This window comes from Enterobacter sp. UPMP701 (assembly GCF_053709515.1).
The window spans coordinates 156,652-181,296 of sequence record NZ_JBSKJN010000009.1; the positions used below are offsets into that span (position 1 = coordinate 156,652).

Below are 24,645 nucleotides of genomic sequence, written 5' to 3' on the forward strand. Positions count from 1 at the left end.
TTTGCACAAACCTTGATCTGACCCACAGCAAGAGCCACTGCACTTTGTGCTAAAAGTAGGCGTTACGGGCCAACCGGCAACTATCTACCTTCTTTTCAGGACACGACATGCAGGCAGACAGGTCAACGCAGCGCGCTATTACGCGACTCTGTATTCAGTGCGGTCTTTTTCTGCTCCAGCACGGCGCCGAAAGCGCGCTGGTCGAGGAGCTTTCAACCCGGCTGGGGCTGGCGCTGGGTATGGACAGCGTTGAAAGTGCTATCTCATCCAACGCCATCGTACTGACCACCATTAAAGACGGTCAGTGTCTGACCTCGACCCGTAAAAACCACGACCGCGGCATTAACATGCACGTGGTGACCGAAGTGCAGCACATCGTTATTCTTGCTGAGCATAAGCTTCTCGATCTCCATGAAATTGAAAAACGGTTCAATCAGATCAAACCATTACGTTATCCGCGCTGGCTTGTCGTGCTCATGGTGGGGCTGTCATGCGCCTGTTTTTGCAAGCTCAATAAAGGCGGGTGGGACGGTGCGCTCGTCACCTTTTTCGCCAGCAGCATCGCCATGTATGTTCGCCAGTTGCTGACGCACCGGCAGCTGCATCCGCAAATTAACTTCTGCATCACGGCGTTTGTTGCCACCACGGTGTCTGGCCTGCTGCTGCGCCTGCCGCAGTTTGCCGCAACCCCGACGATTGCCATGGCCGCCAGCGTGCTTCTGCTGGTGCCGGGCTTCCCGCTGATTAACGCCGTCGCCGACATGTTTAAAGGGCACATCAATACCGGGCTGGCGCGCTGGGCTATCGCCAGCCTGCTGACGCTGGCGACCTGCATCGGCGTGGTGATGGCAATGACACTCTGGGGGTTACGCGGATGGGCATAATAGATTTTCTGCTGGCGCTGTTGCAGGACATGCTTCTGGCCGCCATTCCTGCCGTCGGTTTTGCGATGGTATTTAACGTTCCGCAACGTGCTCTCCCGTGGTGTGCGCTGTTGGGCGCGATTGGGCATGGCTCGCGAATGGTGATGATGACGGCGGGCTTTAACATCGAATGGTCGACATTTATCGCCTCAATGCTGGTCGGCAGTATTGGTATTCAGTGGTCACGCTGGTATCTGGCGCATCCGAAAGTGTTCACCGTCGCCGCCGTGATCCCCATGTTTCCCGGCATATCGGCTTATACGGCGATGATTTCTGCGGTAAAAATCAGCCATTTTGGCTACACCGAGCCGCAGATGATCCTTCTTCTGAGCAACTTTCTTAAGGCGTCGTCCATCGTCGGCGCGCTCTCTATCGGGCTGTCTATCCCCGGGCTATGGCTGTACCGCAAACGCCCGCGCGTTTGATATTTGTGTTATTCCGCTGCCGTGGAGATAATCTTTCTGGTCCGTTTGGTGAAAATAAGGAAAGGATGTGGCTAACCCCGGCAGCGAACACCCCGAGCACAGTGAAGAATCCAGCCTGAAAGAGAAAATTTTTCAGAGCGCTATCGCGCTGTTTGCCGAATATGGGCTGAACGGTGCCCGCATGGAGCAGATCGCCGAGAAAGCAGGCACCACCAAACGTATGGTGGTGTACCATTTTAAAAACAAAGAGAATCTCTATCTCCTAGTACTGGAATATGTTTACACCCAAATTCGCGCCAGTGAAAAAGCGCTCAGCCTGACGGATATGCCTCCCGTTGAAGCGCTGGTCCACCTGGTTGAAGCCACCTTTGACTATCACGCCGACCACCCGGATTACATCCGCATTATCTGTATGGAAAACATGCAGCGCGGCCGCTTTATGCAGCAGTCAAGCTATCTGCGCCAGGTCAACCGCAGCGCGCTCGATCTGCTGGAAGGGATCCTGCGCCGGGGCAAAGAAAAACAGCTGTTCAGCCAGACGGTCGACGCCCGCGATCTTCACCGCCTGATAAGCAGCTTCAGCTTTCACTACGTTGCCAACAGCTACACCTTCACGCTCCTGTTTGAAGACGGTGCAGACGAACAGGCTCAGCGCCAGCACTATCGCAAAATGGCCGTTCAGGTAGCGCTCCGTTACACCTGCCCATAAAATTGCTTGCAATTAAATCGCGCACTATCTATATTCATCTCATGAACGCAAAAACGAACGACACGACCGCTGCGCTCAAGCTGGATAACCAGCTCTGCTTTGCCCTCTATTCGGCAAATCTGGCGCTTAATAAGCTGTACCGGCAACTGCTGGCACCGCTAAACCTGACTTACCCACAATACCTGGTGATGCTGGTGCTGTGGGAGCAGGATGACGTGACGGTGTCGGACATTGGTGAACGATTGTTCCTGGACTCCGCCACGCTGACGCCGCTTCTAAAGCGTCTGGAAAGTGCAGGGTTGATCAACCGTCACCGCTCGCGAAAAGATGAACGTCAGGTCGCCGTCACGCTGACCGATGCGGGACGACACCTCCAGAATGAGGCCGCAGGGATCCCCCATGCGGTAGGGTGTGCAGCCCAGTGTGATACCGAGACCATGCTGTCACTCAAGCATCAGCTGGAACTTTTGCGCCAACAGATTCAACGCGCGTGAGGCTATACTTTACGCGTATTTATTTACCTATATACATCGCACGCTATTTAATAGCACACATAAATGTAAGATGAGGAACCTGCCATGTCTTTAGAAAAAGTTGTTTATACCGCCAAAGCAAAAGCTACCGGAGGCCGTGACGGTCGCGCGACCTCTTCCGATGGTGTTCTGGACGTTAAACTGGGTGTGCCAAAAGAGATGGGCGGCATGGGGGGCGAAGTCACTAACCCTGAGCAGCTGTTTGCTGCGGGCTATTCTGCCTGCTTCCTGGGCGCGATGAAGTTTGTCGCAGCACGCGATAAATTTACCCTGCCTAAAGATGCCTTTATTGAAGGCGAAGTGGGTATTGGCCCGCTGCCAACCGGTTTTGGTATCGAAGCGAAGCTGAACATCCACGTTGAAGGTATGGATCCTTCGGAAGCCAAAAAGCTGGTGGATGCCGCACATATCGTCTGCCCGTACTCTAACGCGACCCGCGGCAACATCGACGTGACCCTGAATATCATCGCGTGATAACTGCCTGATGGCGCTGCGCTTTACAGGCCTATGACTCTATCCCCGGCAAGCGCAGCGCCACCGGGGAAATCCCCTCCTTCCCTTTCCTCTCTCTGTGCTACCATAAGCCCATATCACGCCCGTAGTAATCAGTTGAGTAAGCGTTATGTCCTCCAGAATTCTGACCACCAGCATTGCTGGCATTGATGCCTTTATGCGCGACCCACGCGGTGTGTTGACCCACGCCGAAGGCGGCACGGTTGCGGTTTTTGCCGACAACGCGCCGGCGTTTTACGCAATCACACCGGAACGTCTGGCGCAGCTTCTGGAGATCGAAGCACAATTGTCACGCCCTGCAAGCGACGTCACGCTGGATAACCAGTTCTTTGAAGAACCGGTTAATACCCCGCTGACCGTTCCGATGGGCAAATTTGTCCTGTACGCGGGCTGGCAGCCGGATGCGGATTTCCAGCGGCAGGCGGCGCTGTGGGGCATTGCGTTAACCCAGCCGGCTACGGCGGAAGAGCTGGCCGCGTTTATCGCCTGGTGGCAGGCGGAAGGCAAAGTGTTCACCCATATTCAGTGGCAGCAAAAGCTCGCGCGACATCTTCAAATTACCCGCGCCAGCAACAATGGCCAGCCCAAACGCGATATCAACGCTTTTTCAGAACCGGATAAACAGATCCCGAGTGGATTCCGAGGTGCGAAATGAAGAACGTCGGCGACCTGATGAAACGTCTGCAAAAAATGATGCCTGCCAACGTGAAACCCGCTTTCACTACGGGTGAAGAACTGCTGGCGTGGCAAAAAGAACAAGGTGAAATTCGTGCCGCCGCGCTCGCCCGCGAAAATCGGGCGATGAAAATGCAGCGCACTTTTAACCGCTCCGGTATTCGTCCCCTGCATCAGAACTGCTCATTTGATAACTACAAAGTTGAGACCACCGGGCAGATGCACGCGCTCGCCGCCGCACGTCAGTATGTGGATGAATTCGACGGCAATATCGCCAGCTTCATTTTTAGCGGCAAGCCGGGCACCGGAAAAAACCACCTTGCGGCGGCCATCTGCAATGAACTGCTTCTGCGCGGTAAATCGGTTCTGATCATCACCGTGGCCGATATCATGTCTGCCATGAAAGACACCTTCAGCAACCGCGAAACCAGCGAAGAGCAGCTGCTTAACGATCTGAGCAATGTCGATTTACTGGTCATCGACGAGATTGGCGTTCAGACAGAATCCCGCTATGAAAAAGTGATCATCAACCAGATTGTCGATCGCCGATCCTCGTCCAAACGCCCCACCGGCATGCTGACGAACCACAATATCGACGAGATGACCCGCCTGCTGGGGGAACGCGTCATGGACCGCATGAAGCTGGGCAACAGTCTGTACGTCATTTTTGACTGGGACAGTTACCGTAGCCGCGTTACCGGCAAAGAGTATTAAGACAGTTCCAGGGATCGCCGCTGGGGTGGTGATATATACTGGACCCCTTTCCGCCCCGAAACGGACCTTTTTGAGAAAGCCATGATGAAAAAACAGATTCTTATCAGCACCTTTTTAGGCGCGCTGCTGATTACCGGCGCAGCGCAGGCGGCCTCCTGGCAGGAGTCCCTGTCAAGCGCAGCAAATGAGCTGACCAAAGAGAGCAGCGGCTCTCAGGGTGGCCTCTCCGCCTCTTCTCTCACCAGCCTGCTGAGCAACAGCTCCCAGAGCCTGAGCGCGGGTACGATGAACAACGCGGCGGGGATTCTGGAATATTGCGCGAAGCAAAAGCTGGCCTCGGTGACCGACGCGCAAAACGTGAAAAACCAGGTGCTGGGTAAACTGGGTCTGGATACCCAGGAACAAAAAGCGGATACCAGCTATATGGACGGCATTCAGGGCCTGCTTAATGCGCAAAACGGCCAGCAGCTTAACCTGAGCACCCTCGGCAACTCCGCTCTGGCAAAACAGGTGAAAACCAAAGCCTGCGATCTGGTGCTGAAACAAGGCGTTAAATTCATCTCCTGATCTCCCCCCATTTTCTGCCACAACACGCCGCGTTTAATGCGATAGTCTTGCAACGCGGCGTTAAACGAGCGTTTTTCCTACCTGCCACCGTCTAAAAGCCCGTTTGTCAGGATGCGACCTCCTTCATAAAAACGATTTTCTAAACCAAATCCTAACAACAGCACACTTTCGTGACACTAAAATTGCAGCTAAACGACATCGCCATTACATTGTCTTACCAAAAAATAAACAGTTAGCCAGCGAAGCACCTGGCCTCATGAGGATATGCTGTTGTCAGAATTCATCTCTCTTATCCTTTTTCTGGCTTCTGTCGGCGTTTATGCCTGGAAAGCCGGTCGTCACACCTGGTGGTTTGTCGCCACGCTGGTAGTGCTCGGCATTTTTATTATTTTAAACATTACCTTATACGCCAGCGATTACTTTACCGGTGACGGCATTAACGATGCGGTGCTCTACACCCTGACGAACAGCCTCACGGGCGCGGGTGTGGGCAAGTACATCCTTCCGGGGCTCGGTCTCATCGTCGCGCTGGTGACGATTTTTGGCGCGCTCGCCTGGGTGCTGCGCCGCCGTCGCCATCTTCCGCACCATCATGGTTACAGCCTGCTGGCACTGTTCCTGGCGCTGGCCTCCGTCGACGCCAGCCCGGCGTTTCATCAGATCACCGAGCTGGTGAAATCCCAGTCGCGCGACGGCGATCCGGACTTTGTGGCCTACTACAAAGAGCCGTCGAAAACGATCGCCAACCCGAAACTCAACCTGGTTTATATCTACGGTGAAAGCCTGGAACGCACCTATTTTGATAACGATGCCTTCCCGAACCTGACGCCGGAGCTGGGCGCGCTGAAAAACGAAGGTCTCGATTTCAGCCACACCATGCAATTACCCGGCACGGATTACACCATCGCCGGGATGGTTGCCTCCCAGTGTGGTATCCCGCTGTTCGCGCCTTTCGAAGGTAACGCCTCAGCCTCGATGTCGACGTTCTTCCCACAGAATATTTGCCTCGGCGATATTCTGAAAAACTCCGGCTACGAAAACTATTTTGTGCAGGGGGCTAATCTGCGCTTTGCCGGAAAAGATGTGTTTCTGAAATCCCACGGTTTTGACCACCTGTATGGCTCAGAAGAGTTAAAAACGACGGTTGCCGATCCTCACTACCGCAACGACTGGGGCTTCTATGACGATACGGTTCTGGACGAAACCTGGAAGAAATTCGAGGAACTTTCCCGTGCGGGCAAACGCTTCTCGCTTTTTACGCTGACGGTGGATACTCACCATCCCGACGGGTTCGTCTCGCGCACCTGCAAACGCAAAAGCTATGACGTTGAAGGCAAAAACAACAAATCTTTCAGCGCCGTGACCTGTAGCCAGGAGCACATTGCCGCGCTGGTCGAGAAAATCAAAGCCTCACCCTGGTTTAAAAACACCGTCATCGTGGTCTCGTCCGATCATCTGGCAATGAAAAATAGCGCATGGGACCAGCTCAACAAGCAGGATCGCAGTAACCTGTTCTTCGTGCTGCGCGGCGACCAGCCGCAGCAGGAGCTCATCGCCACCAAACGCAACTCCATGGATAACGGTGCAACCGTGCTGGACATTCTGGGGGGCGACAACTTTATTGGCCTGGGCCGCAGCACGCTGTCGGGGCAATCCCTGTCGGAAGTGTTCCTCAACATGAAGGAAAAAATTCTCGCCTGGAAGCCCGATATCATCCGCCTGTGGAATTTCCCGAAAGAGATGAAAGACTTCACCGTCGATCGGGATAAAAACACCATCGCCTTCTCCGGCAGCAATTTCCGTCTGCCGCTGCTGGTGCGTGTGTCGGATAGTCGCATCGAGCCGCTGCCGGAAAGCGAGTATTCCGCGCCGCTGCGTTTCCAGCTGGCCGATTTCGCCCCTCGCGATAACTTCGTCTGGATTGACCGGTGTTACAAAATGGGCCAGCTCTGGTCCCAGCCGCTGGCGCTTTCTACCGACTGGTGCGTCTCCCAGGGCCAGCTTGGCGGGGAGCAAACCGTGCAGCATGTGGATAAAGCCCAATGGAAAGGCAAAACCGCATTTAAAGATACGGTAATTGATACCGCGCGCTATCAGCGGAATGTCGACATGTTGAAAATCGTCGATAACGACATCCGCTATAAAGCGGATAGCTTTATCTTTAACGTGGCCGGCGCGCCCGAAGAGGTGAAGCAGTTTAGCGGCATCTCCCGTCCGGAGTCCTGGGGACGCTGGTCGAACGCGCAGCTGGGCAACGAGGTAAAAATTGAGTACACCCATCCGCTGCCGGAACAATTTGATCTGGTGATCACGGCCAGAGCATTCGGGCCTAACGCGAATAAACCCGTACCGGTGCGCGTGGGCGATCAAGAGCAGACGCTGACGCTCGGAAACGACGTAAGCACGCACACGCTGCATTTTGAGAATCCATCGCGCAGCAATACTCTGGTCATTGTGCCGCCGGATCCGCAGTCGACCAATGAAGGGAATATTCTCGGCCATTCACCGCGCGAACTCGGCATTGGCATGGTCGAAATTAAAATCGTGAGTCGTGCAGGCTAATGGTCACTCTTAACCTCTCCGTTCGGCGCACTCGTTCCAACGACGTTGCCGCCCTGCCCGCCATAGAGCGCGCGGCGGGCGAGCGTTTTCGTGACTACCCTGACCTTGCCTGGCTTGCCGATGGCGAGGTCATTTCCGCTGAACAGCATCTCGACTATGCCGAACGGGGGCGAAGCTGGCTGGCGCTGGCGAACGACCGTCCCGTGGGGTTTATCCTCACAGAAGCACACGCTGCGTCGCTGTTTATTGTGGAGATCTCGGTTGCTCTGGACTGGCAGGGAAAAGGAATCGGTCGGCAGCTCATTGCCTGTGCGGCTGACCATGCCCGCCAAATAGGGCTGACGTCGCTGACGTTGACGACGTTCCGGGACGTGCCGTGGAATGCGCCATTCTATGCGCGGTTGGGGTTTGAAATGATGACGACGCTGACGCCTGAATTGCGTGAAAAACGCGAAGAAGAGACGGCGCACGGTTTAGCGTATGAATCGCGCTGCGCCATGCGCCTGCCTCTGTAATATTGCCCGGTGACGCTACGCTTACCGGGCCTACGAAACCGTACATCGTCATTCCGTAGGCCGGGTAAGGCGTAGCCGCCACCCGGCACAACGCGCAGGATCAGAACGTTTCCCAGTTATCGCCCGCGTCTGCCGTTGCCGCTTTACGCGACATCACCGGCGCGGCAACGCTTTTCGCGGAAGCGAACTCGCGCGCCTTCATCTGCTCCTGCTGAATGCGGAACACCGCCACGGCCTGAGTCAGACGGCTCGCCTGCTCTTCCAGCGCCGCCGCTGCCGCAGCAGATTCCTCAACCAGCGAGGCGTTCTGCTGGGTCACGCGGTCCATCTCAGCAACCGCCAGACCCACCTGGTCGATACCGCGGCTCTGCTCGTCAGACGCAGACGCAATCTCGCCCATGATATCGGTCACGCGGGTCACCGCATTCACGATTTCGCCCATGGTTTCACCGGCGCTTTCTACCAGCGTTGAGCCCACTTCCACACGACCCACGGAGTCTTCAATCAGGCTCTTGATCTCACGCGCGGCCTGGGCGCTGCGCTGTGCAAGGTTACGCACTTCACCGGCCACCACCGCAAAACCACGTCCCTGCTCGCCCGCACGCGCCGCTTCTACCGCTGCGTTCAGCGCCAGGATATTGGTCTGGAAGGCAATGCCGTCGATTACGCTGATAATATCGGCAATTTTCTGCGAACTGCCCGCGATGTCACGCATGGTTTGCACCACGTTATCCACCACTTTGCCGCCTTTCTGCGCGGTCTCAGACGCGCTCAGCGCCAGGTGGCTCGCCTGACGGGCGTTCTCGGCGTTCTGCTTAACGGTCGCCGTCAGCTGCTCCATGCTGGCAGCGGTCTCTTCCAGGGAAGCGGCCTGCTGTTCAGTACGGGAAGAGAGGTCGTTATTGCCCATCGCGATTTCGCTTGCACCGCTGTAGATAGCGTTCGCGCCGTTACGCACGTCGCCCACGGTACGCACCAGCTCGCCCTGCATATGACGCAGCGAGTCGGCCAGTTCGCCCATCTCGTTGGAGCCCTGCACCTCAATACGCTTCACCAGGTCGCCGCTGGCGATATGGCGAATGTTGTCGATGAGACGCGTCAGCGGAGAGATCAGCGCCTGCTTGATGCCCAGCCAGACGGCCACAATCACCACCAGCACGGCAATCAGCACGCCGATCAGCACCCAGATAGCCTGAGTGTAAGAGCTGTTGCTGTCTTCAACTGCCATCTGGTACAACTTGTCGTTCTGCTGCAGGTAGCTCACGTACTGCTTCTCGAATCCATCCTGGTAACTCTGGGTTGGCTGGTCGAAGAAGGCGTTGATTTTGCCCGCCCCCAGCAGCTGAATCAGCTCAGCCAGCGCACCGTGGTAGATATCGTAGTTACGTTTGATTTCCAGCGCAGCGGCGTCGCTTTGACGCGGGTCGCGCGGCAGGGCTTCATAGTCAGCCCAGTTTTTTTCCGCCTGTTTCAGAGACGCAGACGCAATTTGCATCAGATCGTTAACGGTCGCGCCGCTGCCGATATTGCTCTGGTCCATCATGTAGCGGATGCCCGCACGGTTCAGGGTATTACGGGTTTGCAGCAGCGCAACCCAACTCCCGTTAAGGGTGGATTGTTGCTGACGAATGGTTTGCAGGACGGTGAAATTCTCTTTGTCATTCTTCAGAGCATTAAAGAAAAGACCACCGGATGTGAGTTGTAAAAGGCCAAATATCGCTAAAACCAGCATTAAACTGGTGACAATCTTGATACGGTTTAACATGTTTTCTCTTTCCTCAGACAGATACAGAATTTTCGGCCTGGAAAGGGAAAACTTTACGAAAATCATCCTGGAATTTGTGGTTTTTACTCTTCTTCCCGCGCTGCGTTATGCCGGTTTCCGAGTTCAATAAACTCTTCCAGCAGCGTCGTCAGCTGTTTCATCTTCTCCGGGGTGTATTCCGCCTCAATCTGCTGATACGCCTCTTCCACCTGCGCCTGAGCATGCGCGTACAGCGCATTCCCCTCTTTGGTCAGCGACACGTACAGCTTGCGCTGGTCGTTCACCGGCTTTAAGCGCAACACAAGACCGTCGCGCTCCATGCGCGTCAGAATGCCGGTCAGGCTCGGGCGCAAAATGCAGGTGCGAAACGCCAGATCGTGAAAATCCATCGACGGATGTTCAGCCAGCACGCGCACGATGCGCCACTGCTGCTCGGTGAGGTTATGCCGCTTCACAATCGGACGGAAGTAGGACATCGCCGCTTCCCGCGCCTGCAGCAGCGCGATGGTTAATGAATCATGCATAGCCTCTCCCCTTTACATCATTAATAAGTAAACAATCACTGAAAGATGTTTTTATAAACAACATGTTTTCCGTCAAAAAGTCTAACAGAAACCATTCAGTTTTATTAACCGAATGATTTACATAGAAATAAAAAACAATATGTAAATTTATTGTTATTCATATCACAAATTCTTCACTTCTGATTGCGAAATAAACAGCAAAAGCATAAAACCAGATCATTAACATATTAATGAATATCATAACCCGGATCACCGGGGTGAGGAGTATGTGAATGAAAGGTACCGTTTTTGCCGTCGCGCTGAACCACCAGAGCCAGCGAGAAGCCTGGGCTGAGGCGTTTGAAAAAGCCCCTTACAACACGCCGCCAAAAACGCCGGTGTGGTTTATCAAGCCGCACAACACGGTAATTCGCGCGGGCGAACCGATCCCCTTCCCGCAGGGGGAAACAGTGCTGAGCGGCGCGACGGTGGCGCTGGTGGTGGGCAAAACCGCCAGCAAGGTGCGCGTGGAGTACGCCGCAACGTACATCGCGGGATACGCGCTGGCCAACGAAGTGAGCCTGCCGGAAGAGAGCTTCTACCGCCCGGCCATCAAGGCTAAATGCCGGGACGGATTTTGCCCGCTCGGCGAGCTGGTGAGCGTGGATAACGTGGATAACCTGACCATCATCACCGAGATCAACGGCCGCGAAGCGGATCACTGGAACACCGCCGATCTTCAGCGCAACGCCGCCGAACTGCTGAGCGCCCTGAGCGAATTCGCCACCCTCAATCCTGGCGATGCGATCCTGCTTGGCACACCGCAAAACCGCGTGGAGATCCGACCGGGCGATCGCGTACGTATTCTGGCGGCAGGTTTCCCGCCGCTGGAAAACCCGGTGGTGGATGAGCACAACGTCACTCTTGCTCACAGCACGCCGCCGCACGCCACGCTGTTTGCCCTCGGTCTGAACTATGCCGATCACGCCAGCGAGCTGGACTTCAAGCCGCCCACCGAGCCACTGGTGTTTATCAAAGCGCCAAACACCTTCAACGGCGATAACCAGACGTCGGTGCGTCCAAACAATATCGACTACATGCATTACGAAGCGGAGCTGGTGGTGGTCATCGGTAAAACCGCGCGTAAAGTCAGCGAAGCCGAAGCGATGGAGTATGTTGCGGGCTATACGGTCTGCAACGACTACGCCATCCGCGACTATCTCGAAAATTACTACCGCCCGAACCTGCGGGTGAAAAGCCGCGACGGGCTGACCCCCATCAGCCCGAACATCGTGCCAAAAGAAGCCATCCCTGACCCGCACAACCTTCGTCTTCGCACCTACGTTAACGGCGAACTGCGTCAGGAAGGCACCACGGCGGATCTGATCTTCAGCATTCCGTTCCTGATTGCGTACCTGAGCGACTTTATGACCCTGCAGCCGGGCGACATGATTGCCACCGGCACGCCGAAAGGGCTGTCCAACGTGGTGCCTGGGGACGAAGTGGTGGTGGAAGTAGAGGGCGTGGGGCGCCTGGTGAACCGGATTGTCAGCGAGGAGACTGCAAAATGAAAAAAATTAACCATTGGATCAACGGTAAAAACGTCGCCGGAAGCGAGTACTTCCACACCACCAACCCTGCCTCCGGCGAGGTATTAGCGGAAGTCGCCTCCGGCGGTGAAGCCGAAATCCATCAGGCCGTGGCGGCAGCCAAAGAGGCCTTCCCGAAATGGGCTAACCTGCCGATGAAGGAGCGCGCGCGCCTGATGCGTCGCTTGGGCGACCTGATCGACCAGAACGTGCCCGGGATCGCCGCCATGGAGACCGCCGACACCGGCCTGCCGATCCACCAGACCAAAAACGTGCTCATTCCGCGCGCCTCGCACAACTTCGAGTTCTTCGCCGAGGTGTGCCAGCAGATGAACGGCAAAACCTACCCGGTCGACGACAAGATGCTCAATTACACCCTGGTGCAGCCGGTGGGCGTCTGCGCGCTGGTGTCGCCGTGGAATGTGCCGTTCATGACCGCCACCTGGAAGGTCGCGCCTTGTCTGGCGCTGGGTAACACGGCGGTGCTTAAGATGTCTGAACTCTCGCCGCTGACCGCCGACCGTCTGGGCGAGCTGGCGCTGGAGGCGGGCATTCCGGCGGGCGTGCTCAACGTGGTACAAGGCTATGGCGCCACGGCAGGTGACGCGCTGGTGCGCCATCACGACGTGCGCGCCGTCTCCTTCACCGGCGGCACCGCCACCGGGCGCAACATCATGAAAAACGCCGGGCTGAAGAAATACTCCATGGAGCTGGGCGGCAAATCTCCGGTATTGATTTTTGAAGATGCCGACATCGAGCGCGCGCTGGACGCCGCCCTGTTCACCATCTTCTCCATCAACGGCGAACGCTGCACCGCCGGCTCGCGCATCTTTATCCAGCAGAGCATCTACCCGGAATTCGTCAAGCGCTTTGCCGAGCGCGCCAACCGCCTGCGCGTAGGCGACCCGACCGATCCGAATACCCAGATTGGCGCGCTCATCAGCAAGCCACACTGGGAAAAAGTCTCCGGCTACATCCGCCTCGGCATTGAAGAAGGCGCGACCCTGCTGGCGGGCGGCCCGGACAAACCAACCGATCTGCCTGCGCACCTGAAGGGCGGCAACTTCCTGCGACCAACCGTGCTGGCGGACGTCGACAACCGCATGCGCGTGGCGCAGGAGGAGATCTTCGGGCCGGTGGCCTGCCTGCTGCCGTTTAAGGACGAAGCGGAAGGCCTGCGCCTGGCGAACGACGTGGAGTACGGCCTGGCATCGTACATCTGGACCCAGGACGTCAGCAAAGTGCTGCGCCTGGCGCGAAGCATCGAAGCGGGCATGGTGTTCGTCAATACCCAGAACGTGCGTGACCTGCGCCAGCCGTTTGGCGGCGTGAAGGCCTCCGGCACCGGCCGCGAGGGCGGCGAGTACAGCTTTGAAGTGTTCGCGGAGATGAAGAACGTCTGTATCTCCATGGGCGACCATCCGATTCCAAAGTGGGGGATCTGACCATGGGTAAATTAGCGTTAGCGGCAAAAATCACCCACGTCCCGTCGATGTACCTCTCCGAGCTGCCGGGGAAAAACCACGGCTGCCGCCAGTCGGCCATCGACGGGCATAAAGAGATCAGCAAGCGCTGCCGCGAGCTGGGCGTGGACACCATCATCGTGTTCGATACCCACTGGCTGGTGAACAGCGCGTATCACATTAACTGTGCGGACCATTTTTCAGGCGTCTACACCAGCAACGAGCTGCCGCACTTTATCCGCGACATGACCTACGACTACGACGGCAACCCGGAACTCGGCCAGCTGATTGCCGATGAGGCGGTGAAGCTCGGCGTGCGCGCCAAGGCGCACAACATCCCGAGCCTCAAGCTGGAGTACGGCACGCTGGTGCCGATGCGCTACATGAATGCGGATAAGCACTTCAAAGTGGTCTCCATCTCGGCGTTCTGCACGGTTCATGACTTCGCCGACAGCCGCAGGCTGGGGGAAGCCATCATCAGCGCCATCGAAAAATACGACGGTACCGTGGCGGTGCTCGCCAGCGGCTCGCTGTCGCACCGCTTTATCGACGACCAGCGCGCGGAGGAAGGGATGAACAGCTACACCCGCGAGTTTGATCGCCAGATGGACGAGCGGGTAGTGAAGCTGTGGCGCGAGGGCCAGTTCAAAGAGTTTTGCAGCATGCTGCCGGAGTACGCTGACTACTGCTACGGCGAGGGCAACATGCACGATACGGTGATGCTGCTGGGGATGCTCGGCTGGGACAAATACGACGGCAAGGTGGAGTTTCTCACCGAGCTGTTCGCCAGCTCCGGCACCGGCCAGGTTAACGCCGTTTTCCCGCTGCCCGCGTAAGGAGCCACCATGCCGCACTTTATTGCTGAATGTACCGACAACATCCGCGAGCAGGCCGACCTGCCGGGGCTGTTCGCCAAAGTGAACGAGGCGCTCGCCGCTACGGGCATTTTCCCCATCGGCGGCATCCGCAGCCGCGCCCACTGGCTGGACACCTGGCAGATGGCCGACGGAAAGCACGATTACGCCTTTGTGCATATGACGCTGAAGATTGGTGCCGGGCGCAGCCTGGAAAGCCGGGAAGCCGTGGGGGAGATGCTGTTTGCGCTGATCAAAACGCACTTTGCGGAACTGATGGCGAGCCGCTACCTGGCGCTGTCGTTTGAGCTCGACGAACTGCACCCGACGCTCAATTACAAACAGAACAACGTGCACGCATTGTTTAAGTAATACCGCACGGTCTGTCCCCTCTCCCACGGGGAGAGGGAGAAAAAACATAAAACAGGATATCGCCATGCTCGACAAACACACCCATACCCTGATCGCCCACCGCCTGCATCAGGCGGAACAATCCCGGGAGCAGATCCGCGCGATCTCGCTGGAGTACCCGGAGATAACGATTGAAGATGCCTACGCCGTACAGCGCGAATGGGTGAACCTGAAAATTGCCGAAGGCCGCGTGCTGAAGGGCCACAAGATTGGCCTCACCTCGAAAGCGATGCAGGCCAGCTCGCAGATCAGCGAGCCAGACTACGGCGCGCTGCTGGACGACATGTTCTTCCACGACGGCAGCGATATCCCCGTCGATCGCTTCATCGTCCCGCGTATCGAAGTGGAGCTGGCCTTCGTGCTGGCAAAACCGCTGCGCGGCCCGAACTGCACGATCTTCGACGTCTACAACGCCACGGATTACGTCATCCCCGCCCTGGAGCTGATCGACGCCCGCTGCCACAACGTTGACCCGGAAACCCAGCGCCCGCGCAAGGTGTTCGACACCATCTCCGATAACGCCGCCAACGCCGGGGTGATCCTCGGCGGCCGTCCGATTAAGCCCGACGAGCTGGATCTGCGCTGGATCTCCGCCCTGCTCTACCGCAACGGCGTGATCGAAGAAACCGGCGTTGCCGCAGGCGTGCTTAACCACCCGGCGAACGGCGTGGCGTGGCTGGCGAACAAGCTTGCGCCGTACGACGTGCAGCTTGAGCCCGGCCAGATCATCCTCGGCGGCTCATTTACCCGCCCGGTGCCCGCCAGCAGAGGCGACACCTTCCACGTCGACTACGGCAGCATGGGCTCCATCAGCTGCCGCTTTGTTTAGGAGGCCACCATGCAAAACGCATTCAAAGCGGCGCTGCAGGCGGGCCGTCCGCAAATCGGGTTATGGCTGGGTCTGACCAGCAGCTACAGCGCTGAACTGTTAGCAGGCGCGGGGTTCGACTGGCTGCTGATCGACGGCGAGCACGCGCCGAATAATGTACAAACCGTGTTAACCCAATTACAGGCCATCGCGCCTTATCCCAGCCAGCCGGTAGTACGCCCGTCGTGGAACGACCCGGTGCAGATCAAACAGCTGCTGGACGTGGGCGCGCAAACCCTGCTGGTGCCGATGGTGCAAAACGCCGACGAAGCGCGGCTGGCGGTGAGTGCCACACGCTACCCGCCCGCAGGCATTCGCGGCGTCGGCAGCGCCCTGGCGCGCGCCTCGCGCTGGAACCGCATCCCGGATTACCTCCAGCAGGCTAACGACGCCATGTGCGTGCTGGTACAAATCGAAACCCGCGAGGCGCTGAAAAATCTGCCGCAGATCCTGGACGTGGAAGGCGTCGACGGCGTGTTTATCGGCCCGGCGGATCTGAGCGCCGACATGGGCTTTGCCGGCAACCCGCAGCACCCGGAAGTGCAGGCCGCCATCGAGCAGGCGATCGCGCAGATACGCGCCGCCGATAAAGCACCCGGCATCCTGATGACGAACGAGCAGCTGGCGAAACGCTACCTGGAACTCGGCGCGCTGTTTGTTGCCGTCGGCGTTGATACCACCCTGCTCGCCCGCAGCGCCGAAGCGCTGGCGGCGCGCTTTATCGAAAAACCGGTTACGTCAGTGAATAACAATAAATCCGTCTACTAAACGTAAGATCTGGAGCGCAGCATGACGACCTCTACCCTGCAAGATAAGAAAGCTATAGAACATCGCGCGATCAACAAGCTGTTCCGTCGTTTGATCGTGTTTCTCTTTATCCTGTTTGTTTTCTCGTTTCTCGATCGCATTAACATCGGCTTTGCCGGGCTGACGATGGGCAAAGATCTGGGCCTTACGTCGACCATGTTTGGCCTGGCCGCGACGCTGTTTTACGTTACTTACGTGCTGTGCGGGATCCCGAGCAACATCATGCTGGCGAAGATCGGCGCGCGCCGGTGGATCGCCGGGATCATGGTGGTGTGGGGCATCGCCTCCACCTGCACCATGTTCGCCACCAGCCCGGAAACGCTCTACGTGCTGCGCATGCTGGTGGGCATTGCCGAAGCGGGCTTCCTGCCGGGCATTCTGGTCTATCTCACCTGGTGGTTCCCGGCCTATCACCGCGCCCGCGCTAACGCGCTGTTTATGATCGCCATGCCGGTGACCATGATGCTCGGCTCGATCCTCTCCGGCTATATTCTGGCGATGGACGGGCTGTGGAACCTGAAAGGCTGGCAGTGGCTGTTCCTGCTGGAAGGGCTGCCGTCAGTGGTGCTCGGCGTGGTGACCTGGTTTTACCTCAACGACACGCCGGATCAGGCCACCTGGCTGGACGATGACGAAAAGCAGGCGCTGAAAGCGATGATCGCCCGCGAGCAGGAGGTCGCCATTGCCCAATCCGTCACGCCGCGTTCGACGCTGCGCGAAGTGCTGACTCCGGCGGTGCTGCTCTACACGCTGGCCTACTTCTGCCTGACCAACACGCTGAGCGCCATCAACATCTGGACGCCGCAGATCCTGCAAAGCTTTAACACGGGGAGCAGCAATATCGTCATCGGCCTGCTGGCGGCGATCCCGCAGTTTTGTACCATCCTCGGGATGATCTGGTGGAGCCGACGCTCCGACAGGCTGAAAGAGCGAAAAAAGCACACCATCCTGCCGTACCTGTTTGCCGCGGCGGGATGGATGCTGGCCTCAGCCACCGATCACAGCCTGATCCAGCTGCTTGGCATCATCATGGCCTCAACCGGATCGTTTACCGCCATGGCGATATTCTGGACCACGCCGGACCAGGTTATTAGCCTGCAATCCCGCGCGGTGGCGCTGGCGGTGATCAACGCCATCGGCAACGTCGGATCCGCCGTCAGCCCATTGCTGATTGGGATCCTGCGCGACGCGACCGGCAGCTTCAGCTCCGGACTGTGGTTTGTGGCCGGGCTGCTGGTGGTCGGCGCGCTGGTGCTGACGCGCATTCCGATGACGCAGCGGGATCAACAGAGGAACGATCATGTGCCAGAGCCCCATCGCCAACATTGATATCAGCAAGGAGTACGACGAAAGTCTGGGCACCGACGATGTGCACTACCAGTCGTTTGCCCGCATGGCGGCCTTTTTTGGCCGCGACATGCAGGCGCACCGCCACGACCAGTATTTTCAGATGCACTTTCTCGATACCGGACAGATTGAGCTCCAGCTCGACGATCACCGCTACTCGGTGCAGGCCCCGCTGTTCGTCCTCACGCCGCCGTCGGTGCCGCACGCGTTTATCACCGAATCCGACAGCGACGGCCACGTGCTGACGGTACGCGAGGATCTGATCTGGCCGCTGCTGGAGGTGCTCTACCCCGGCACGCGGGAAGCGTTCGGCCTGCCGGGGATCTGCCTCTCGCTGGCCGACAGGCCGGACGAGCTGGCGGCGCTGAAGCACTACTGGCAGCTGATTGCCCGGGAATCCACGGAACAGCTGCCGGGGCGGGAACACACGCTGGTTCTGCTGGCGCAGGCAGTGTTTACCCTGCTGCTGCGAAACGCAAAGCTCGACGACCACGCTTCGGGCGGTATGCGCGGCGAGCTGAAGCTGTTCCAGCGCTTCAATCAGATGATTGACATTCATTACCATGAGCACTGGACGGTACCGGAGTACGCCAGCGAACTGCACCTGACCGAATCCCGCCTGACCGATATCTGCCGCCGCTTCGCCAACCGCCCGCCGAAGCGGCTGATCTTCGACCGCCAGCTGCGGGAAGCCAGGCGGCTGCTGCTCTTCTCCGACAGCGCGGTGAGCGAAATTGCCTGGCAGCTGGGGTTTAAGGATCCGGCCTATTTTGCGCGGTTTTTTAACCGCTTAGTGGGGTGCTCACCGAGCGCGTATCGGGCGCAGAAAGTACCGGTTTCCCCTCACCCCGGCCCTCTCTCCATAGGGGAGAAGGTGTAATTGTTCCCTCTCCCCTATGGGGAGAGGGTTAGGGTGAGGGGACAACGATCACAAATCCCAATCCGGCCCGAAAAGTACCTGCCGTTGTCCCAATCGTCCCTTCACGTTCCGCCCCTCTCAGGCTTCAATTAAACAACAAAAACAAAACATAAATTTAACAATCATCTTCCGATACGAGGTCCCTATGAAGCCTGAAGATTTCCGCGCTGATGCCAAACGTCCGTTAACCGGTGAAGAGTATTTAAAAAGCCTGCAGGACGGTCGTGAGATTTACATCTACGGCGAGCGCGTCAAAGACGTCACCACCCATCCGGCATTCCGCAACGCGGCGGCCTCTATCGCACAAATGTACGACGCGCTTCACAAGCCGGACATGCAGGACACGCTGTGCTGGGGCACCGACACCGGCAGCGGCGGCTACACCCATAAATTCTTCCGCGTGGCGAAAAGCGCCGACGACCTGCGCCAGCAGCGCGATGCCATCGCCGAGTGGTCGCGCCTGAGCTACGGCTGGATGGGCCGCACACCGGACTACAAGGCCGCGTTCGGCTGTGCGCTCGGCGCTAACCCGGCCTTCTACGGCCAGTTCGAGCAGAACGCCCGCAACTGGTACACCCGTATTCAGGAGACCGGCCTGTACTTCAACCACGCCATCGTTAACCCACCGATCGATCGCCATAAACCGGCGGACGAGGTGAAGGACGTTTACATCAAGCTGGAGAAAGAGACCGACGCCGGGATTATCGTCAGCGGCGCGAAAGTGGTGGCAACCAACTCGGCGCTGACTCACTACAACATGATCGGCTTCGGCTCCGCGCAGGTAATGGGCGAAAACCCGGACTTCGCGCTGATGTTCGTCGCGCCGATGGATGCCGAAGGCGTGAAGCTGATCTCCCGCGCCTCTTACGAGATGGTGGCTGGTGCCACCGGCTCCCCGTATGACTACCCGCTCTCCAGCCGCTTCGACGAGAACGACGCGATCCTGGTGATGGATCACGTGCTGATCCCGTGGGAAAACGTGCTGATCTACCGCGATTTCGACCGCTGCCGTCGCTGGACGATGGAGGGTGGCTTCGCCCGCATGTACCCGCTGCAGGCCTGCGTGCGCCTGGCGGTGAAGCTCGACTTCATCACCGCCCTGCTGAAGAAATCCCTGGAATGCACCGGTACCCTGGAGTTCCGCGGCGTGCAGGCGGATCTCGGCGAAGTGGTGGCCTGGCGCAACATGTTCTGGGCGCTGAGCGACTCCATGTGCTCCGAAGCCACGCCGTGGGTGAATGGCGCATATCTGCCGGATCACGCCGCGCTGCAGACCTACCGCGTCATGGCCCCGATGGCCTACGCGAAGATCAAAAACATCATCGAACGTAACGTGACGTCCGGCCTGATCTACCTGCCGTCCAGCGCCCGGGATCTGAACAACCCGCAGATCGATCAGTATCTGGCGAAATACGTGCGCGGCTCCAACGGCATGGATCACGTTGAACGCATCAAGATTCTGAAACTGATGTGGGACGCCATCGGCAGCGAGTTTGGCGGCCGTCACGAGCTGTACGAAATCAACTACTCCGGCAGCCAGGATGAGATCCGCCTGCAGTGCCTGCGCCAGGCGCAAAGCTCCGGGAATATGGACAAGATGATGGCAATGGTCGACCGCTGCATGTCCGAGTACGACCAGCACGGCTGGACGGTACCGCACCTGCACAACAACACCGATATCAACATGCTGGACAAGCTGCTGAAATAGCGCAGCGGGAGGTTGCAATGCATTCAGATGAACAACGCCTGCGTTTTCGCGACGCAATGAGCAGCCTGTCGGCGGCGGTCAATGTGGTCACCACCGAGGGCGAGTCGGGCCGCTGCGGCATTACCGCCACCGCCGTCTGTTCGGTGACGGACACCCCACCGTCGGTGATGGTGTGCATCAACGCCAACAGCGCCATGAACCCGGTATTCCAGGGCAACGGCAAACTGTGCGTTAACGTGCTGAACCACGAGCAGGAGATCATGGCCCGCCACTTCGCCGGGATGACGGGGATGGCAATGGAGGAGCGCTTTGCCCTCTCCTGCTGGCAGAAAGGCCCGCTGGGGCAGCCGGTGCTGAAAGGCGCGCTGGCGAGCCTCGAAGGCGAGATTAGCCAGGTACAAACCATCGGCACGCATCTGGTTTATCTTGTCGAAGTGAAAAATATTATTCTAAGTGACGCAGGACACGGCCTGATCTACTTCAAACGCCGTTTCCACCCGGTCATGATGGAGCTTGAAGCTGCCGTTTAACGCCCTCCCGCGCTGGCCTGTTCCGGCCAGCGCCGCTTTCTGCAAAAACTCCTAAGGTTTCCGCTAAATCACGCCGTTATATAACCATAAGATAAATTTTCTGTGCCTGAATACTGACATCTCTGGTCAGGGCTACCCGCATCATTCAGCACATACCTAATATACAGGAAGACCTTATGGCTAAAACGACGCGGAGCCGCTCGGCTGAACGTCTGGTCGATATTCTCCTTGAGCTACATTTACACGGCGTGGTAAACCGCAGTGCGCTAATGGAGAAATTTAAAATTACCGAGCGTACCGTCTACCGGGATTTAAATGCACTCTCACCCATTGTTGAACATACCGGTAACGGGCTATATCGGCTGATCCACTCAGCGCAATCTCCCGGCGGGCAAGGGTTGCATCATACCCTGGCTAACTTTCTGAATGCTGACAATTTTTTCCCTGAAAGAAATACGGACTTTTGGCAAAAGCTGGAAACGCGCGTTGACGAGAACCATATTCTTATCCTCGGTAATGACGCAGAACACACGGTACAGCGTGATATCCGCCGTCATTTAGCGAAAATTGAAAAATCTATTAAGAACCATAACGTCTGCCAGATGGTTTATAAGGGTAAAACCCGTCTGATTAATCCATATAAACTCATTAACAAAAAAAACATATGGTATTTACAAGCTACCGAAAATAGCAGGCTTAAATCCTTTTCATTGAGTCAGATTAGCTGGTTTGATATTCAAAAAACCGTATTTACTCCTGAAGAAAATGTGCGTGAGCTGCTGGAAAAAAGCCTCGACCCGTGGGTGTCAGAAAATACTTTCACAGTGAAAATATTCATTAAAGATAATATTTCACATTACTTCCTGCGCCGCGATCTTCTGCCGGAACAGGAGCTACTGGAGGAACAACGCGGCGGCGTCACGCTGCGCTGCCAGGCGGCACACGAAAATCAGATCCTGCCGCTGCTTTTCTACTGGCTGCCGAACATTCAGATTCTGGAACCGCACTGGCTGAAGGAGAAGCTCATAAAGACGCTGGAACACTACCTGACGATGGAATGCAGCCCAGAAAACCACGTGATCTCAATCACATAATTTTCCCCACCGGCGGCGGGCCTGAACCACTCGCCGCGTCCTTTGACCGCTCACCCGGCACTTTCAACCACTCACTCATTTACCCTCCTTTACACGCGCGAGGATCTGGCACGATCGCTCCAGCATTAATCAATACCTCCTCACAACGAACCCTGACCCTTTTTTCTTTACATAAAAAACCAGGTCTTACTATGGATACTCAAAAACTACTTAAGCACGTGCCCTGGGCCTTACTCGGGATCCTCGGCGCTTTTTGTCTGGCGGTTGTCGCATTACGCCGGGGCGAACACGTAAGCGCCCTGTGGATCGTGGTCGCGTCGGTCTCCGTCTACCTTGTGGCTTATCGCTACTACAGCTTGTACATCGCGCAGAAGGTCATGAAGCTCGACCCGACGCGCGCCACCCCGGCGGTCATTAACAACGACGGCCTGAACTACGTGCCGACCAACCGCTACGTGCTGTTTGGTCACCACTTCGCCGCCATTGCAGGCGCGGGACCGCTGGTTGGCCCGGTGCTGGCCGCGCAGATGGGCTACCTGCCGGGCACCCTGTGGCTGCTCGCGGGCGTGGTGCTGGCGGGTGCGGTGCAGGACTTTATGGTGCTGTTTATCTCCTCGCGCCGTAACGGTTCGTCGCTGGGCGAGATGATCAAAGAAGAGATGGGCCGCGTACCGGGCACTATCGCCCTCTTCGGCTGCTTCCTGATTATGATCATCATCCTGGCGGTGCTGGCGCTGATCGTGGTGAAAGCGCTGGCCGAAAGTCCGTGGGGCGTCTTCACCGTCTGCTCTACCGTACCGATTGCGCTTTTCATGGGCATCTACATGCGTTTCCTGCGCCCTGGCCGCGTCGGCGAGGTATCGGTCATCGGTATCGTGCTGCTGGTCGCCTCCATCTACTTCGGTGGCGTGATTGCCCACGACCCGTACTGGGGCCCGGCGCTGACCTTTAAAGACACCACTATCACCTTTGCGCTAATTGGCTACGCGTTCATCTCTGCGCTTCTGCCGGTGTGGCTGATTCTAGCCCCGCGCGACTACCTGGCGACCTTCCTGAAAATCGGCGTCATCGTCGGGCTGGCAATCGGGATTGTAATCATCAACCCTGAGCTGAAAATGCCAGCGGTGACCCAGTACATTGACGGCACCGGTCCGCTGTGGAAAGGCGCCCTGTTCCCGTTCCTGTTTATTACCATCGCCTGCGGTGCCGTGTCTGGCTTCCACGCGCTGATCGCCTCCGGCACCACACCGAAGCTGATGGCTAACGAAACCGACGCGCGCTTTATCGGTTACGGCGCGATGCTGATGGAATCCTTCGTGGCGATCATGGCGCTGGTCGCGGCCTCGATTATCGAGCCAGGCCTGTACTTTGCGATGAACACCCCGCCGGCGGGTCTGGGCATCACCATGCCAAACCTGCACGAAATGGGCGGCGAAAATACCGCGCTGATCATGGCGCAGCTGAAAGAGGCCAGCGCACACGCGGCGGCGACCGTCAGCTCCTGGGGCTTCGTGATCTCGCCTGAGCAGATCATGCAGACCGCGAAAGACATCGGCGAACCGTCCGTGCTGAACCGCGCAGGTGGCGCACCGACGCTGGCGGTAGGTATCGCACACGTGTTCCACAAAGTGCTGCCGTGGGCGGACATGGGCTTCTGGTATCACTTCGGTATTCTGTTCGAAGCGCTGTTCATCCTTACCGCGCTGGACGCCGGTACGCGTGCTGGCCGCTTCATGCTGCAGGATCTGCTGGGTAACTTCGTACCGTTCCTGAAGAAAACCGACTCTCTGGTAGCAGGCGTGCTCGGTACGGCTGGTTGCGTGGGCCTGTGGGGCTACCTGCTGTATCAGGGCGTTGTCGACCCGCTCGGCGGCGTGAAGAGCCTGTGGCCGCTGTTCGGCATCTCTAACCAGATGCTGGCGGCTGTGGCCTTGGTACTCGGTACCGTTGTCCTCGTGAAGATGAAACGCACCAAATACATCTGGGTAACCGTCGTTCCTGCACTGTGGCTGCTGCTTTGCACCACCTGGGCGCTGGGCCTGAAGCTGTTCAGCACCAACCCGCAGCTGGAAGGCTTCTTCTTCATGGCTAACCAGTACAAAGAGAAGATTGCCGCAGGCGGCGAGAGCCTTTCCGCGCAGCAGATTGCCAACATGAACCATATCGTGGTGAACAACTACACCAATGCGGGTCTGAGCATTCTGTTCCTGGTGGTGGTGTACAGCATCATCTTCTACGGCATCAAAACCTGGTTGAAAGTGCGTAACGCCGACGTCCGTACGGATAAAGAGACCCCGTACGTGCCGGTGCCGGAAGGCGGCGTGAAGACCTCTTCGCACCATTAATCCGCAATCCTCCCCCTCTCCCTTTGGGAGAGGGTTGGGGTGAGGGGAACACAAGCCCAGCGGACTCACATCGCCGGGCTTTTTCTGTCTGGAACCCACAATGTTTGGTCACTTAGGCGAAGCCAAAAAATACCTCGGTCAGGCGGCGAAAATGCTGATTGGCATTCCAGATTATGACAACTACGTTGAGCATATGAAGACCAACCATCCGGATAAGCCGTACATGACCTACACTGAATTCTTCCGCGAGCGTCAGGAAGCGCGCTACGGCGGAAGTGGAGAAGGCGGCGTCCGCTGCTGCTAAAG

General features: G+C 57.4%; 25 protein-coding genes. 23 read left to right on the forward strand and 2 right to left on the reverse strand.

Annotated features, from left to right (window positions below; translation table 11 throughout):
* The first annotated feature begins 107 nt into the window (after positions 1–107).
* The 10 genes from ACWKXT_RS18215 to ACWKXT_RS18260 all read left to right on the forward strand — a co-directional run bounded on the left by ACWKXT_RS18215 (position 108) and on the right by ACWKXT_RS18260 (position 8,136).
* Entirely contained in the window at positions 108–884 is a 777-nt protein-coding gene (locus tag ACWKXT_RS18215; RefSeq protein WP_218728464.1) for a threonine/serine exporter family protein, read from the forward strand.
* A complete protein-coding gene (locus ACWKXT_RS18220; protein WP_080328956.1) occupies positions 875–1,348 on the forward strand; it encodes a threonine/serine exporter in 474 nt (157 codons plus the stop codon). The genes ACWKXT_RS18215 and ACWKXT_RS18220 overlap by 10 nt, the downstream gene beginning before the upstream one ends.
* Before the next feature lie 67 nt (positions 1,349–1,415).
* On the forward strand, positions 1,416–2,057 hold the full coding sequence (locus ACWKXT_RS18225) for a TetR family transcriptional regulator (protein WP_454533063.1): 642 nt from the start codon (positions 1,416–1,418) through the stop codon (positions 2,055–2,057).
* Positions 2,058–2,098: 41 nt separating this feature from the next.
* Complete coding sequence (locus ACWKXT_RS18230; RefSeq protein WP_454533064.1) at positions 2,099–2,551, forward strand: MarR family winged helix-turn-helix transcriptional regulator; 453 nt, start codon at positions 2,099–2,101, stop codon at positions 2,549–2,551.
* An 84-nt stretch (positions 2,552–2,635) separates the two neighbouring features.
* Complete coding sequence (locus tag ACWKXT_RS18235) at positions 2,636–3,064, forward strand: organic hydroperoxide resistance protein (RefSeq protein WP_080328953.1); 429 nt, start codon at positions 2,636–2,638, stop codon at positions 3,062–3,064.
* Positions 3,065–3,212: 148 nt separating this feature from the next.
* Positions 3,213–3,758, forward strand: a complete 546-nt coding sequence (gene dnaT / locus ACWKXT_RS18240; protein ID WP_454528419.1) for a primosomal protein DnaT — start codon at positions 3,213–3,215, stop codon at positions 3,756–3,758.
* The gene (dnaC, locus tag ACWKXT_RS18245) at positions 3,755–4,492 is read left to right on the forward strand and encodes a DNA replication protein DnaC (protein ID WP_454533065.1); all 738 of its coding nucleotides are present in this window, start codon (positions 3,755–3,757) and stop codon (positions 4,490–4,492) included. Before dnaT ends, dnaC begins: the two co-directional genes overlap by 4 nt.
* A gap of 84 nt (positions 4,493–4,576) precedes the next feature.
* Positions 4,577–5,059: a DUF2501 domain-containing protein gene (locus ACWKXT_RS18250; RefSeq protein ID WP_454528421.1), complete on the forward strand. Its 483-nt coding sequence runs from the start codon at positions 4,577–4,579 to the stop codon at positions 5,057–5,059.
* A 270-nt stretch (positions 5,060–5,329) separates the two neighbouring features.
* Positions 5,330–7,621, forward strand: coding sequence for a phosphatidylglycerol--membrane-oligosaccharide glycerophosphotransferase (opgB, locus tag ACWKXT_RS18255; RefSeq protein ID WP_454533066.1), 2,292 nt, complete (start codon positions 5,330–5,332; stop codon positions 7,619–7,621).
* The gene (locus ACWKXT_RS18260; protein WP_454533067.1) at positions 7,621–8,136 is read left to right on the forward strand and encodes a GNAT family N-acetyltransferase; all 516 of its coding nucleotides are present in this window, start codon (positions 7,621–7,623) and stop codon (positions 8,134–8,136) included. The genes opgB and ACWKXT_RS18260 overlap by 1 nt, the downstream gene beginning before the upstream one ends.
* A gap of 100 nt (positions 8,137–8,236) precedes the next feature.
* Here ACWKXT_RS18260 and tsr read toward each other — a convergent pair whose 3' ends face one another.
* Positions 8,237–9,901, reverse strand: a complete 1,665-nt coding sequence (tsr, locus tag ACWKXT_RS18265) for a methyl-accepting chemotaxis protein (RefSeq protein WP_454533068.1) — start codon at positions 9,899–9,901, stop codon at positions 8,237–8,239.
* Positions 9,902–9,984: 83 nt separating this feature from the next.
* Positions 9,985–10,425 carry a homoprotocatechuate degradation operon regulator HpaR gene (gene hpaR, locus ACWKXT_RS18270; RefSeq protein ID WP_454528425.1) on the reverse strand — a complete coding sequence of 147 codons (441 nt, stop codon included), beginning with the start codon at positions 10,423–10,425 and terminating at the stop codon, positions 9,985–9,987.
* Positions 10,426–10,697: 272 nt separating this feature from the next.
* Between hpaR and hpaG the strand changes: the two genes are divergently transcribed.
* The 13 genes from hpaG (at position 10,698) to ACWKXT_RS18335 (ending at position 24,643) form a co-directional block, all read left to right on the forward strand.
* On the forward strand, positions 10,698–11,975 hold the full coding sequence (hpaG, locus tag ACWKXT_RS18275; RefSeq protein ID WP_454533069.1) for a 4-hydroxyphenylacetate degradation bifunctional isomerase/decarboxylase: 1,278 nt from the start codon (positions 10,698–10,700) through the stop codon (positions 11,973–11,975).
* Positions 11,972–13,438, forward strand: a complete 1,467-nt coding sequence (gene hpaE / locus ACWKXT_RS18280) for a 5-carboxymethyl-2-hydroxymuconate semialdehyde dehydrogenase (RefSeq protein WP_454533070.1) — start codon at positions 11,972–11,974, stop codon at positions 13,436–13,438. Before hpaG ends, hpaE begins: the two co-directional genes overlap by 4 nt.
* 2 nt (positions 13,439–13,440) lie before the next feature.
* The gene (hpaD, locus tag ACWKXT_RS18285; RefSeq protein ID WP_032661486.1) at positions 13,441–14,292 is read left to right on the forward strand and encodes a 3,4-dihydroxyphenylacetate 2,3-dioxygenase; all 852 of its coding nucleotides are present in this window, start codon (positions 13,441–13,443) and stop codon (positions 14,290–14,292) included.
* Positions 14,293–14,301: 9 nt separating this feature from the next.
* A complete protein-coding gene (locus ACWKXT_RS18290) occupies positions 14,302–14,682 on the forward strand; it encodes a 5-carboxymethyl-2-hydroxymuconate Delta-isomerase (RefSeq protein WP_454533071.1) in 381 nt (126 codons plus the stop codon).
* Positions 14,683–14,746: 64 nt separating this feature from the next.
* On the forward strand, positions 14,747–15,550 hold the full coding sequence (gene hpaH / locus ACWKXT_RS18295; RefSeq protein ID WP_454533072.1) for a 2-oxo-hept-4-ene-1,7-dioate hydratase: 804 nt from the start codon (positions 14,747–14,749) through the stop codon (positions 15,548–15,550).
* 9 nt (positions 15,551–15,559) lie between these two features.
* Complete coding sequence (gene hpaI / locus ACWKXT_RS18300; RefSeq protein WP_454533073.1) at positions 15,560–16,357, forward strand: 4-hydroxy-2-oxoheptanedioate aldolase; 798 nt, start codon at positions 15,560–15,562, stop codon at positions 16,355–16,357.
* Positions 16,358–16,378: 21 nt separating this feature from the next.
* Entirely contained in the window at positions 16,379–17,725 is a 1,347-nt protein-coding gene (gene hpaX, locus ACWKXT_RS18305) for a 4-hydroxyphenylacetate permease (RefSeq protein ID WP_454533074.1), read from the forward strand.
* Complete coding sequence (hpaA, locus tag ACWKXT_RS18310; protein ID WP_454533075.1) at positions 17,697–18,623, forward strand: 4-hydroxyphenylacetate catabolism regulatory protein HpaA; 927 nt, start codon at positions 17,697–17,699, stop codon at positions 18,621–18,623. Before hpaX ends, hpaA begins: the two co-directional genes overlap by 29 nt.
* 184 nt (positions 18,624–18,807) lie before the next feature.
* A complete protein-coding gene (gene hpaB, locus ACWKXT_RS18315) occupies positions 18,808–20,370 on the forward strand; it encodes a 4-hydroxyphenylacetate 3-monooxygenase, oxygenase component (RefSeq protein ID WP_010427196.1) in 1,563 nt (520 codons plus the stop codon).
* A gap of 17 nt (positions 20,371–20,387) precedes the next feature.
* The gene (locus tag ACWKXT_RS18320; protein ID WP_454528433.1) at positions 20,388–20,900 is read left to right on the forward strand and encodes a 4-hydroxyphenylacetate 3-monooxygenase reductase subunit; all 513 of its coding nucleotides are present in this window, start codon (positions 20,388–20,390) and stop codon (positions 20,898–20,900) included.
* A gap of 176 nt (positions 20,901–21,076) precedes the next feature.
* A complete protein-coding gene (locus ACWKXT_RS18325; protein WP_454528434.1) occupies positions 21,077–21,994 on the forward strand; it encodes a helix-turn-helix transcriptional regulator in 918 nt (305 codons plus the stop codon).
* A 191-nt stretch (positions 21,995–22,185) separates the two neighbouring features.
* Positions 22,186–24,339, forward strand: coding sequence for a carbon starvation CstA family protein (locus tag ACWKXT_RS18330; RefSeq protein WP_454533076.1), 2,154 nt, complete (start codon positions 22,186–22,188; stop codon positions 24,337–24,339).
* Positions 24,340–24,439: 100 nt separating this feature from the next.
* Positions 24,440–24,643: a YbdD/YjiX family protein gene (locus ACWKXT_RS18335; protein ID WP_454533077.1), complete on the forward strand. Its 204-nt coding sequence runs from the start codon at positions 24,440–24,442 to the stop codon at positions 24,641–24,643.
* Positions 24,644–24,645: the final 2 nt, after the last annotated feature.

Coding starts and splice junctions, on each gene's coding strand:
- ACWKXT_RS18215 (WP_218728464.1), top strand. CDS start 108: ATGCAGGCAGACAGGTCAACGCAGCGCGCTATTACGCGACTCTGTATT.
- ACWKXT_RS18220 (WP_080328956.1), top strand. CDS start 875: ATGGGCATAATAGATTTTCTGCTGGCGCTGTTGCAGGACATGCTTCTG.
- ACWKXT_RS18230 (WP_454533064.1), top strand. CDS start 2,099: ATGAACGCAAAAACGAACGACACGACCGCTGCGCTCAAGCTGGATAAC.
- ACWKXT_RS18235 (WP_080328953.1), top strand. CDS start 2,636: ATGTCTTTAGAAAAAGTTGTTTATACCGCCAAAGCAAAAGCTACCGGA.
- dnaT (WP_454528419.1), top strand. CDS start 3,213: ATGTCCTCCAGAATTCTGACCACCAGCATTGCTGGCATTGATGCCTTT.
- dnaC (WP_454533065.1), top strand. CDS start 3,755: ATGAAGAACGTCGGCGACCTGATGAAACGTCTGCAAAAAATGATGCCT.
- ACWKXT_RS18250 (WP_454528421.1), top strand. CDS start 4,577: ATGAAAAAACAGATTCTTATCAGCACCTTTTTAGGCGCGCTGCTGATT.
- ACWKXT_RS18260 (WP_454533067.1), top strand. CDS start 7,621: ATGGTCACTCTTAACCTCTCCGTTCGGCGCACTCGTTCCAACGACGTT.
- tsr (WP_454533068.1), bottom strand. CDS start 9,901: ATGTTAAACCGTATCAAGATTGTCACCAGTTTAATGCTGGTTTTAGCG.
- hpaR (WP_454528425.1), bottom strand. CDS start 10,425: ATGCATGATTCATTAACCATCGCGCTGCTGCAGGCGCGGGAAGCGGCG.
- hpaG (WP_454533069.1), top strand. CDS start 10,698: ATGAAAGGTACCGTTTTTGCCGTCGCGCTGAACCACCAGAGCCAGCGA.
- hpaE (WP_454533070.1), top strand. CDS start 11,972: ATGAAAAAAATTAACCATTGGATCAACGGTAAAAACGTCGCCGGAAGC.
- hpaD (WP_032661486.1), top strand. CDS start 13,441: ATGGGTAAATTAGCGTTAGCGGCAAAAATCACCCACGTCCCGTCGATG.
- ACWKXT_RS18290 (WP_454533071.1), top strand. CDS start 14,302: ATGCCGCACTTTATTGCTGAATGTACCGACAACATCCGCGAGCAGGCC.
- hpaH (WP_454533072.1), top strand. CDS start 14,747: ATGCTCGACAAACACACCCATACCCTGATCGCCCACCGCCTGCATCAG.
- hpaI (WP_454533073.1), top strand. CDS start 15,560: ATGCAAAACGCATTCAAAGCGGCGCTGCAGGCGGGCCGTCCGCAAATC.
- hpaX (WP_454533074.1), top strand. CDS start 16,379: ATGACGACCTCTACCCTGCAAGATAAGAAAGCTATAGAACATCGCGCG.
- hpaA (WP_454533075.1), top strand. CDS start 17,697: ATGTGCCAGAGCCCCATCGCCAACATTGATATCAGCAAGGAGTACGAC.
- hpaB (WP_010427196.1), top strand. CDS start 18,808: ATGAAGCCTGAAGATTTCCGCGCTGATGCCAAACGTCCGTTAACCGGT.
- ACWKXT_RS18320 (WP_454528433.1), top strand. CDS start 20,388: ATGCATTCAGATGAACAACGCCTGCGTTTTCGCGACGCAATGAGCAGC.
- ACWKXT_RS18325 (WP_454528434.1), top strand. CDS start 21,077: ATGGCTAAAACGACGCGGAGCCGCTCGGCTGAACGTCTGGTCGATATT.
- ACWKXT_RS18330 (WP_454533076.1), top strand. CDS start 22,186: ATGGATACTCAAAAACTACTTAAGCACGTGCCCTGGGCCTTACTCGGG.
- ACWKXT_RS18335 (WP_454533077.1), top strand. CDS start 24,440: ATGTTTGGTCACTTAGGCGAAGCCAAAAAATACCTCGGTCAGGCGGCG.